Raw genomic sequence first — 10,058 nt, 5'->3', positions numbered from 1 at the left:
TGGCATGCCGGCGTCGGCCTGCTTGAGGACCGAGACAATCTGGGTCTCGGTGAAACGCGACTTCTTCATGGAACCTCCTGGCTGCAGAAACATGCCAGAAAGTTCTACTTCTGTAGTGTCTACCTAGAGGGGGAGCTTACGCAGCCATCTGGCGCTATTGGGCCAGATGCATGAGCGATCACGGTAACGAAGAAACTTAAAATAATTACAAGTCGCATTATGAGCACTAACGTAAAGCTAAGGGGCGCCGCGCTTTTGCGGCGTCCCGCTTGAGCGCCGGGTTGGGCTGTATAAACGTGGCACCAAGAACAGACATCACCTGTTCTGCTCCCAATGATCTTGAGCATTGGCGACGACTTCGCAGTCACAAAAACCACCATTTTCCTCAAGCCACTCAAAAATCGGAGTGCGTTGCTGCTTATTTTCCGATACCCACTTATCCGTGAAACGATGGGTGTGGTCGCACTCCTCCTTGTCTACTTGCGCCTCGACAAAAGTGAATAACGACTTTAGTAATTCATTGGGTAGAGGGAACGCAGCTTGAGCTTTTTGCCGCTCTTGCTCCTTCCAAGCTTTCTTTCGATCTCGATCTGCTGGATTCATGATCTCTTAGTCTGCCCAACGTGCAATATACACCTTTACAGGTGTATATTTAATTTCTCGATAGGTGTATATCACCCATTGAAATATCATAACCTAATGATTATTAACAAGTTACTTATTTGATAGGTGGACATACGGTGCCAGCAAACACCCCTGCACCCCAGACTCCAAAACTGCTCGACCAGGTCCGCAACCGAATTCGTGTCAAGCATTACAGCATCCGCACGGAGACGCAATACGTGCAGTGGGTGCGGCGATTCATCCTGTTCCACGGCAAGCGGCATCCGCTCGACATGGGTGCCGGGGAGGTCGAGGCGTTTTTGTCGCATCTTGCGGTGGAGGGGCACGTCGCCGCCGCAACGCAGAATCAGGCCCTGTCGGCGTTGCTGTTCCTGTACAAGGAGGTGCTGGGCGTCGATTTGCCGTGGCTGAACAACGTGACCCGCGCCAAGCGGCCGCAGCACCTGCCGGTGGTGTTGACGCGCGAGGAGGTGCGGGCGGTCCTGTCGCGGATGAGGGGCGTGTATGCGCTGATGGCAGGTTTGTTGTACGGCACCGGGATGCGTCTGATGGAATGCGTGCGGTTGCGGGTGAAGGACGTGGAGTTCGCACACCAGCAAATTGTGGTGCGCGACGGGAAGGGTGCAAGGGATCGGGTGACGATGCTGCCGCAGGCACTGGCCGGCGGCTTGCAAGCGTATTTGGCACAGCGCAGGGCGCTGTTCGAGGACGACCAGAAGGCCGGCAAGGCGGCCGTGTATCTGCCGGATGCTCCGGCGCGAAAGTATCCGAACGCGGCGACCGAATGGGGCTGGCAGTATGTGTTCCCGTCCGGCAGTTATTCGGTAGACCCGCGCAGCGGGGAAGAGCGGCGGCACCATCTGGACGAGAAACTCCTGCAGCGGGCGATGCGAACGGCTGTATTGGCGACAGGGATCGTCAAACCGGCCACACCCCACACGCTACGGCATTCGTTTGCCACACATCTGCTGGAGCGTGGGCAGGATATTCGCACCATCCAAGAGCTGCTCGGTCATAAAGACGTGCAGACCACGATGATCTACACCCACGTCATGAACCGGGGTGCGCGCGGCGTGGTGAGCCCGCTGGATTTGTGAGTCGGTGCCGCAGACCTGGGGCGCTTCCCAAGAGTCGTCATACCTGCGAAGGCGGGCATCCAGCTGGGTGATTTAACTGGGCTTCCGCCTGCGCGGTAGCGAAGATTCGGCGGGTTTCGATGCGCCCCAGTCCAGACGTATGTGGGTGACTGACCCGGCGATTCCTGCACGACCGCCCGCCAGTCCCGGATTGCGTCGCCACTCAGTCGGGTACGGTTTACTCAGGCCGGATCTGGCCGCTTGAGTATGAGCAGGCCGGACACCGCTTTTACGCACAGGGCGCCTTGTGCGTCGAGGATTTCGCCCTCGACATAGCCGGTGCGACCGCCGACACGGATAACTCGGCCGATGGCGGTGATGTCGCCGCTGGTGATCGGGCGCAGGTAGTTCAAGGTCAGGCTGGTGGTGGTCCACACGGTCTTGAGGTCGGGGTAGGTCGCCATCATGGCGTAACCGACCGCCTCGTCCACGTACACGGCCATCACGCCGCCCTGCACCGAGCCGCGCGGGTTGCACCAGCGCAGATCGAATGGAAATACCAGCCGGGCGAAGTTGGCCGCGGACTCGGCGATGTAACCGCCGAACTGCTCCATGGTCGGCGGCCGACTCAGGTCAATTGTGGTGAGGTCAGGCTGCGTGCGGTCCACCTGGGCCGTCGGCGGCGTCATGGCCACTGCCCTTGCGATACCAGGGTGCGCACCATGCGCCGGCTGACCTTGTTGGTGTTGCCGCGCGGCAGTTCGTTGACCAAGCGGTATTCCCGCGGGCGCTTGTAGCTGGAAAGGTCAGTCGCTTCGACATGCGCCTTGAGCTGCTCCGGCGTGACCGCCTCCCGGGCCACTACGAAGGCGACGATGCGCTGGCCCCATTGCTCGTCCGGGATGCCAACCACTACACATTCGCTGACCGCGGCGTGGCCAAGTACCGCTTCCTCCACCTGGCTTGGCAGTACGTTGATACCGCCGGAGATGATCATGTCGTCGATACGGCCGCGCAGGTACAGGTAATTGTCGGCATCCAGCGTGCCCATGTCGCCGGAGCGCCACCAGCCGTCTTCGAAAATCTTGCGCGCCACGGCCGGCTGTTCCCACACCTGTTCGGCCACCGACAGGCCGCGGATGATGACTTCGCCTTCTTCGCCGGGCGCCACCTCGTCGGTCAGCGCACCGCCGGGCTGGATGACCCGCACGTCGGCGTTGATAAACGGTTTACCGACGCTCTCCTGCTTGCTGGGGTCGCGGTAGTCCTCGTTGAACATGATGGTGCCACCCGAGCAGGAGCCGGTTTCGGTGGTGCCATAGATGTTGATCACGGTCTTGCAGATCTTTTCCCGCACCAGGCCCATGGTGCGGGTGTCCATCGGCTCGCCGGCGTAGCCGGCTTTCTTCAGCGAGGACAGGTCGTAGTTGTCCAGATTCTCGCGAAACAACATGCGCCACACAGTGGGCACCAGGAAGGCGAACGTAGCGCGTTCGTCCTGGAGTTTCTGCAGGAAGCGCTTCGGGTCCCACTGCGCCATGAACACGATTTTGCCGGCCGCGTTCAGGTACGGCAGGGTGCAGTTGTACCAGCCGATAAAGGCGGTAGTGGATACGTTGACGATGCACGAGTAAGGATTGGCGTCGAACACGAAGCCGCCGCCCCGGGCGCTTTCGATCTGCGTACGGTGGGTATGCATGATGCCCTTGGGCACGCCGGTGGTGCCCGACGACAGGGCGATCATGGATACATCGTCACTATGGATCGGCATCGGCTCGAAGTCGAGCGGGTAGTCGGCAAGATCCCGTGGGATGACCGGATCAGGCCCGCCAATCTTGTCGTCTGGTGTGATTTCGGACACGGCACGGATGCCGTAGCTGACCAGTGGCGCCATCTGGCGAAGCTGGTCGGCCAGTTCGCTGAGCGCGCCGTCGTAGACCATCACGCGTGGCGACAGGCGCTCGAGCACCGCTGCCAGGATCTTGGGCGACTCGCGCAGGTGCAGGGCGGACGGGATCGCGCCCAGTTCAAAGGCGCCGAACAGGGCCACCACATGGGCAACCGACGGGTACATCAGCAACGCCACCCGGTCGCCCTTGCGCACGCCGCGGGTGTGCAGCAGCTTGGCCATGCGCTGTACCTGCTCCTTGAGCTCGGCGTAGGTATAGCGGTAAAGCTCGTCGACCACGGCCTCATTGTTCGGATACCACTTGGCCGAACGGTGCAGCATTTCGCGCAGGTTGGTGTCGCGTGTCATATCTCCCCCTTGAAGCAAGCTTGCCCGTCATGGGCCACAAAAAATGCGGCGGTTCGTCCCTGAACCGCGCTCTGCCGCCGCTTCGACAGGGTTGCCGGGCTCAGTACGAGCGCGGCATCCCCAGGTCATGCTGGGCAATGTAGTTGAGCGTCATCTCGTCGGTGACCGGCGCAATGCGGTTCAGGCGCAGGTTCCGATAGTGGCGCTCGACCCCGGACTCACTGATGTAGCCGGCACCGCCCAGGGTCTGGATGGCCCGATCGGCCGCGTACAGCGAGGCGTGGGCCGCCGCGTATTTGGCCGAGGTGGCCTGCACGCCGCATTCCCGGCCCTGGTCGTACAGCCAGGCAGCTTCGTACACCTTAAGGCGCGCGCATTCGAGCTGAATGCGTGCTTCGGCCAACGGAAACTGCAAGCCCTGGTGGGTGGCCAGCGGTTTGCCCCAGATGGAGCGCTCGCTGGCGTACTGAACGGCCTTGCGGATCAGGTAGTTGCCGGTGCCGATGCAGCTGGCGGCAATCGCCAGGCGCTCCGGATTGAGCACTGCATACAGCGCCTTCCAGCCCTTGCCTTCCTCGCCAACCAGATTCTCTTGCGGAACCTTGAAGTCGTCGAAGAACACCGCATTGGTGTCCATGAAGTGGCTGCCCATCTTCTTGAGCGGCCGCGCCTCGATGCCCGGCCCCGGCAGGTCACCCACCAGCAGGGACACACCCTCGGTGCGCCGCGCCGGGTCATACGGCGAGGTGCGGCACATGATGCCGATATGGCTGGCCACCTTGATGTTGGAGATGAACATCTTCTGGCCCTTGACCAGGTAATGCCCATCCTCCTTGCGCGCTTCGGTGCGGATAGTGGTGATGTTGGAGCCGGAGTTCGGTTCCGTGAACCCGCCGGCCCACAGCTCGCCCTTGACGATCTTGGGCAGGTAGTTGGCCTTTTGCTCCGCTGTGCCGGCCGAGTTAATCAGGCAGCCGCCAAACACCGGGCCGCCCACGAACATGCCGCCGCAGTCGCCACCGTTGCTGGACAGCGCCTCGGCGGCCAGGCACATGTCCAGCATGCCCAGGCCGCTGCCGCCGTATTCCTCCGGAATGGTGATGCCTAGCAAGCCCTGATCGACCAGGGTGGTCCAGAACTCCCGGGGAAAACCGTACTCTTCGTCGATCTTCTGCCAGTAGCTGTCCTCGAAACCCTGCGCGATCTTCTCGCACAGGTCGACCAGCATCTGTTGATCCTGGCTGAGCCCGAACTCCATGGCTCAGACGTCCTTCGTGAGTTTGTAGGACTGTGTGCCGGGCTTGAACTCGCGCCGCTTGAACGAGGCCAGCGCGGTACGGACCCAGTCGTCGTTGGTCTCGCGTGACAGTTCCCACAGCTTGGCCATTTCGTAGTCGATGGCGGTTTCGAAGTCCATCCACTTGACCTTCTCGTAGACTTCCTTGGTCTTGCGCAGCACGGTGCGGCCCAGGCGGGTCAGCATTTTCACCACCCGGTCGGTCTCGGCGTCGAGCTCGGCCAGCGGCACTGACTTGGTGGCGTAGCCGATTTCCTCGGCCTGTTTGCCGGTGAAGGTGTCACCGGTCAGGCCGTAGTACAGCGCCTTCTTGCGGGACGGAATGTTGTGCGCGTAGGCCCACGAGGTGCCGCCGCCCGGGAAGATGCCGAAGTTGACCTCGGACAAGCCCCAGGTGGACTCGTTGGCTACGATGGCGATGTCGCAGATGCCGGCCAGTTCCATGCCGCCGCCGAAGCACCAGCCGTTGACCTTGGCGATGGTGACCGCCGGGAATTTCTTCAGATGCTGGAACCAGGTGAACACGTCAGCGTTGATGGCGGCCATGCGCTCTGGGTCGTCGAACGGCTCGAAGAAGCATTGCTCCAGGTCCATGCCGGCGCAAAACGCGTCCTTGATGCCGGTGATTACCAGCACCTTGACGCGCGCCTTTTCCGCCTCCACCAGGGCGTTGCGCACGTTGTTGTGCAGAGTGGGGCTCATGCAGTTCTTCTTTTCCGGGCGGTTGAACTGGATGGTGGCGACGTCGCCGTCGATGCTGAAATTGATGCACTCGTAACTGGACATGGAGGCCCCCTTAAGGCTCGGTGAATGGACTGCCCGCAATCGGCGGGACGGTAATTTAACCATAACGATCGTTAGGCAGGGACAGTTTGCTGGTTTGCGGTAGCAGCTGACCGGGCTGCTGCACTACCATGCGTAGCAACGGTCGATCGAATTGTTCGGGCCACGCGCCCGTGCACAACATTTGGAGTAGCAAAGCGTCATGTCTGAACCGTTGAAATTGCAGGATCTGATGGAAATGGACGGCGTGATCGGCGCGCTGCGCTGGCAGCAGTCGCGTTTCCAGGACGCCATCGCCTACCCGGCGCGACTGGCCGAATTTCTCGGCCTGGAAAACGAGGAACGCGCGCGCCAGATGATGCTGTCGGCCGAGGCCATGGGCCTTAGCATCAAGGGCGTACTGGAGATCGACTACTACCGCGACCGCAGTTCGAACCCGTTCAGCTTGATGCCGGTAGACGGCTATATGATCCACGGCCAGAAGTTCAACCTGCTGTGTACTCTGAACCACGTCGCGGCGGTGGTGGACAACAAGGTTGAATACGACGTCAAGGCCTTGTTCAGGAAGCTGGCCCTGGTCAGGAACGACTGAACCGACCGAGATTTTTCGGCGCTTGGGTCTGGCCGGGATTGTGCGTGCCGGCCCTGGCGCTGTTACCTGAGCCTTTTAATCCTAGAACCAGAATTTGCGGCGGCCCGGGCGTCGCGCCGAGGAGAAACACATCATGCAAAACAAACCCGTAGTTGCGACCATGACCGGTGATCCATGTGGTATCGGCCCGGAAGTAGTGGTCAAGTCCCTGGCGCTGGGCGACATGTACGCGGCCTGCCGGCCGGTGGTGGTGGGTTGTACGGAATCGGTGCAGAGCGCGGTCGATCAACTGGGTCTGAAGTTGAAGGTGCGCCGCGTCGATTCTGTGGATCAGGCTGGGCTGGACCCCAGCGTGATCGACGTTTACGACACCGGTCAACTGGATCCGAAGGACATTACCCCGGCCAAGGCCAACGCCGCATGCGGTCTTGCCACCGCTGCCTGGCTGAAGGAAATGGACGACCTGGCCCTGACCGGCAAGGTGCAGGGCACCATCATGGGTCCGATCAACACCGATGCGCTCAAGATGGCCGGCAAGCTGGACCAGGTGATCAGCGTCGAAACCGGCAAGACCTACCTGTTCCTGATCACCGGCCCGCTGCGGGTGGTGCATCTGACCGACCACATTCCGCTGCGTCAGGTGTGCGACATCATCGCGCCGGACCTGGTCTACAAGGCGCTGCGCACTATCCACGACGACTTCACGCGCTGGGGCATTCCCAACCCGCGTATCGTGGTGGCCGGCCTGAACGCCCATGCGTATGGGGAAGAGGATAAGACCCAGATCGCGCCGGGTGTCGAGCAGGCCAAAGCCGAGGGCATCAATGTGACCGGCCCGTCCTCGCCGGACAGCGTGTTCCGCTGGTGCATCGATGGCGAGTACGACGTGGTGCTGGCCATGTTCCACGACCAGGGCCACATCGCGGTCAAGACCTGGGGCTTCGTCGGCAACTGCGCCATGATCCTGGGAACGCCGTATATCCATATGTCGGTGGCCCACGGCACCGCGTTCGATATCGTCGGCAAGGGTATCGCCAGCCACGAGATGATTTTGACCGCCATGCGCCAGGCCGCCAGCCTCGCGGGTGGTCGCGGTTTTTATCGGGAGCCTGCCGTAGCGTGATGGCACCGCCTGTCGTCGCGGGTCTGGCCGCTGTATTGCTGGACCTGGACGGCACGCTGGCCGATACCGCCGCTGACCTGGCGCGGGCGCTGAACACGCTGCGGGCCGAGCATGGCCTACCCGCGCTGGCGACGGCCGAGCTGCGCCCGTACGTGTCGCAAGGCGCGCGCGGGCTGCTGGGGCGGGGGTTTGATCTAGACGTGCAGGACGCCCGATATGGTGGCCTGCGCGATCGTTTTCTTGAGATTTACGAGGACTGCTGCGCGCGTGAGGCGCGGCTGTTCGATGGTTTCGGGCCGGTACTTGCGGCGCTGCGCGGCCAGGGTTTCAAGTTCGGTGTGGTGACCAACAAGATCGAGCGCTTTGCATCGCCCTTGTTGCGAGCGCTGGGTGTGTCGCCGGATGCGGACTGCCTGATTACGCCGGACCACGTCAGCCGCCCCAAGCCCGACCCGGAGGGCGTGCTGCTGGCCTGTGCGCGCCTGGGTGTGGCGCCGGCGGCCTGCGTGTTTGTGGGGGATGACCGGCGCGATATCGAGGCCGGTCGCGCCGCTGGAACCCGCACGGTGGTGGCGGCTTACGGTTACATCGCCCCCGGCGAGAAGCCGGATCAATGGGGCGCGGACGCCTGTATCGACTCTCCGGTGCAATTGCTCGCCCTGTGCCAGCGCTGGAGTGCCTGATGGCCGCCCCGGACCTCGTTGACATCATTCTGCACAAGGCGGCGCGCAGTCTGGAAGTCCGGTTTGCCGATGACCAGGTGTTTCAACTGCCGGCCGAGTACCTGCGCGTGCACTCGCCCTCTGCCGAGGTGCAGGGCCATGGTCCAGGACCGGGCGTGCTGGTCGCCGGCAAGCAGGATGTCGGCATCACCGCGCTGGCGCCAATCGGCCATTACGCGCTGCAAATCACCTTCTCGGACGGGCACGACAGTGGCTTGTTCAGCTTCGACTACTTGTATCGTCTGGGCACCCAGCACGACACTCTGTGGCAGACCTACCTGGACCGGCTGGCCAAGGCCGGCCAGCTGCGCCAGCCTTGAGGTCTCCCGGGGGAGCCATGATCGCCAGCGTTGATGCCTTTCGCGCCGCTGCGCAAGCCTACTTGCCGCGCATGATATTCGATTTTGTCGACGGCGGTTCCGAGCGGGAGACCACGCTGCGCGCCAATTGCGCCGATTTCGAGTCCCTGCGCTTCGCCCCGCGGGTATTGACCAACGTCGCCAATGTTGAGCTTGGCACCACCCTGCTGGGCGAGCAGATCGCGATGCCGCTGGTGATCGCGCCCATGGGCTTGTGTGGTGTGGTGCGGCCCGAGGGCGAGCTGGCGCTGGCCCGGGCGGCAAAGTCGGCAGGTATTCCCTGTGTACTGTCCACCGCGGCGACCCACCCGCTTGAGGCGGTGGCGACGGCGGCCCCGGAAAACCTGTGGTTCCAGCTGTATATCTTTCGCGACCGGGAGCTCATGCGCAGCCTGGTGGGTCGGGCGCGCGAAGCCGGTTACCGCGCCCTGGTGGTAACCGTGGATTTGACCCGCGGCGGCAAGCGGGAAAAGGACATCAGAAACGGCTTTACCGTGCCGCCGCGCTTTAACCGGCGCACTGCCGTCGATTTGTTGCGTCACCCCAGATGGCTGCGGCGCATGCTGCCGCATCGCAACATGACCATCGGCAATCTGGTGGGCTGGGGCGGTCACAGCAGCGATGTGGTGGCGCTCAGCACCTTCATGAATACGCAGATCGATCCGAGCATTCACTGGGACGATCTGACCTGGCTGCGTCAGGAGTGGGACCTGCCGCTGGTGGTCAAGGGCATTCTGCACCCGGACGATGCCCGCCAGGCGGTGGCCTGCGGCGTAGACGCCATCATCGTTTCCAATCATGGCGGCCGCCAGCTTGATGGCGCGCCGTCAACCATCAGCGTATTGGCCGAGGTTGTCGACGCGGTGGCCGGAGCCGCCGAAGTGATTCTGGACGGCGGCATTCGTCGCGGCGGCGACGTGCTCAAGGCGCTGGCACTCGGTGCCCGGGCCTGCATGATCGGCAAGGCCGCGTTGTATGGCCTGGCGGCTGACGGTCAGCCGGGTGTTGAGCGTGTACTCGCCATCCTGCGCCAGGAGCTGGACATTGCCATGGCGCTGTCGGGTAACTCGCGAGCCTCAGCGGTGCGACCGGATACGGTGCGTCGGGTTTAGGTCCGCGTCACTCGGTGGCATCTGCTGCCGTGAGTGATGCCAGGCGGTCAGGCGACCAGCGTGTATCGCCCATGATAGATTTCCGGGACTTCGGATAAACGATCACCGGTCTG

General features: G+C 62.5%; 11 protein-coding genes. 6 read left to right on the top strand and 5 right to left on the bottom strand.

What is annotated here, in order from left to right; all coding sequences use genetic code 11:
* Nucleotides 1-315 precede the first annotated feature (315 nt).
* Nucleotides 316-603, bottom strand: coding sequence for a DUF2695 domain-containing protein (locus tag ABZF37_RS03480; protein ID WP_372716797.1), 288 nt, complete (start codon nt 601-603; stop codon nt 316-318).
* Between the two features lie 137 nt (nt 604-740).
* Between ABZF37_RS03480 and ABZF37_RS03475 the strand changes: the two genes are divergently transcribed.
* Nucleotides 741-1,721, top strand: coding sequence for an integron integrase (locus tag ABZF37_RS03475; RefSeq protein ID WP_372716795.1), 981 nt, complete (start codon nt 741-743; stop codon nt 1,719-1,721).
* 221 nt (nt 1,722-1,942) lie between these two features.
* Here the strand turns inward: ABZF37_RS03475 and ABZF37_RS03470 are convergent, their stop codons facing one another.
* From ABZF37_RS03470 to ABZF37_RS03455, 4 genes are all read right to left on the bottom strand, one after another.
* The gene (locus ABZF37_RS03470; RefSeq protein WP_372716793.1) at nt 1,943-2,389 is read right to left on the bottom strand and encodes a PaaI family thioesterase; all 447 of its coding nucleotides are present in this window, start codon (nt 2,387-2,389) and stop codon (nt 1,943-1,945) included.
* Nucleotides 2,386-3,957: a class I adenylate-forming enzyme family protein gene (locus ABZF37_RS03465; RefSeq protein ID WP_372716791.1), complete on the bottom strand. Its 1,572-nt coding sequence runs from the start codon at nt 3,955-3,957 to the stop codon at nt 2,386-2,388. Before ABZF37_RS03465 ends, ABZF37_RS03470 begins: the two co-directional genes overlap by 4 nt.
* Before the next feature lie 100 nt (nt 3,958-4,057).
* Nucleotides 4,058-5,215, bottom strand: a complete 1,158-nt coding sequence (locus ABZF37_RS03460) for an acyl-CoA dehydrogenase family protein (protein ID WP_372716789.1) — start codon at nt 5,213-5,215, stop codon at nt 4,058-4,060.
* Nucleotides 5,216-5,218: 3 nt separating this feature from the next.
* Nucleotides 5,219-6,040: a p-hydroxycinnamoyl CoA hydratase/lyase gene (locus ABZF37_RS03455; protein ID WP_372716787.1), complete on the bottom strand. Its 822-nt coding sequence runs from the start codon at nt 6,038-6,040 to the stop codon at nt 5,219-5,221.
* 199 nt (nt 6,041-6,239) lie between these two features.
* Here ABZF37_RS03455 and ABZF37_RS03450 point away from each other — a divergent pair, with 199 nt between their 5' ends.
* The 5 genes from ABZF37_RS03450 (at nt 6,240) to ABZF37_RS03430 (ending at nt 9,945) form a co-directional block, all read left to right on the top strand.
* A complete protein-coding gene (locus ABZF37_RS03450) occupies nt 6,240-6,629 on the top strand; it encodes a hypothetical protein (protein WP_372716785.1) in 390 nt (129 codons plus the stop codon).
* 133 nt (nt 6,630-6,762) lie between these two features.
* Nucleotides 6,763-7,752: a PdxA family protein gene (locus tag ABZF37_RS03445; RefSeq protein ID WP_372716783.1), complete on the top strand. Its 990-nt coding sequence runs from the start codon at nt 6,763-6,765 to the stop codon at nt 7,750-7,752.
* Nucleotides 7,752-8,435, top strand: coding sequence for an HAD family hydrolase (locus ABZF37_RS03440; protein WP_372716781.1), 684 nt, complete (start codon nt 7,752-7,754; stop codon nt 8,433-8,435). Before ABZF37_RS03445 ends, ABZF37_RS03440 begins: the two co-directional genes overlap by 1 nt.
* Nucleotides 8,435-8,794 (top strand): gamma-butyrobetaine hydroxylase-like domain-containing protein, encoded by a 360-nt coding sequence (locus tag ABZF37_RS03435; protein WP_372716778.1) that lies wholly within the window; start codon nt 8,435-8,437, stop codon nt 8,792-8,794. The genes ABZF37_RS03440 and ABZF37_RS03435 overlap by 1 nt, the downstream gene beginning before the upstream one ends.
* 17 nt (nt 8,795-8,811) lie before the next feature.
* The gene (locus ABZF37_RS03430; protein ID WP_372716776.1) at nt 8,812-9,945 is read left to right on the top strand and encodes an alpha-hydroxy acid oxidase; all 1,134 of its coding nucleotides are present in this window, start codon (nt 8,812-8,814) and stop codon (nt 9,943-9,945) included.
* Nucleotides 9,946-10,058 lie beyond the last annotated feature (113 nt).

Source organism: Immundisolibacter sp., assembly GCF_041601295.1.
Lineage (GTDB): Bacteria > Pseudomonadota > Gammaproteobacteria > Immundisolibacterales > Immundisolibacteraceae > Immundisolibacter.
This window is presented reverse-complemented; position numbering and strand designations above follow the sequence as displayed.

What these genes read in the sequence shown, in the direction of transcription:
- ABZF37_RS03480 (WP_372716797.1), bottom strand. Translation starts at nt 603, where the DNA reads ATGAATCCAGCAGATCGAGATCGAAAGAAAGCTTGGAAGGAGCAAGAG.
- ABZF37_RS03470 (WP_372716793.1), bottom strand. Translation starts at nt 2,389, where the DNA reads ATGACGCCGCCGACGGCCCAGGTGGACCGCACGCAGCCTGACCTCACC.
- ABZF37_RS03465 (WP_372716791.1), bottom strand. Translation starts at nt 3,957, where the DNA reads ATGACACGCGACACCAACCTGCGCGAAATGCTGCACCGTTCGGCCAAG.
- ABZF37_RS03460 (WP_372716789.1), bottom strand. Translation starts at nt 5,215, where the DNA reads ATGGAGTTCGGGCTCAGCCAGGATCAACAGATGCTGGTCGACCTGTGC.
- ABZF37_RS03455 (WP_372716787.1), bottom strand. Translation starts at nt 6,040, where the DNA reads ATGTCCAGTTACGAGTGCATCAATTTCAGCATCGACGGCGACGTCGCC.
- ABZF37_RS03450 (WP_372716785.1), top strand. Translation starts at nt 6,240, where the DNA reads ATGTCTGAACCGTTGAAATTGCAGGATCTGATGGAAATGGACGGCGTG.
- ABZF37_RS03445 (WP_372716783.1), top strand. Translation starts at nt 6,763, where the DNA reads ATGCAAAACAAACCCGTAGTTGCGACCATGACCGGTGATCCATGTGGT.
- ABZF37_RS03440 (WP_372716781.1), top strand. Translation starts at nt 7,752, where the DNA reads ATGGCACCGCCTGTCGTCGCGGGTCTGGCCGCTGTATTGCTGGACCTG.
- ABZF37_RS03435 (WP_372716778.1), top strand. Translation starts at nt 8,435, where the DNA reads ATGGCCGCCCCGGACCTCGTTGACATCATTCTGCACAAGGCGGCGCGC.
- ABZF37_RS03430 (WP_372716776.1), top strand. Translation starts at nt 8,812, where the DNA reads ATGATCGCCAGCGTTGATGCCTTTCGCGCCGCTGCGCAAGCCTACTTG.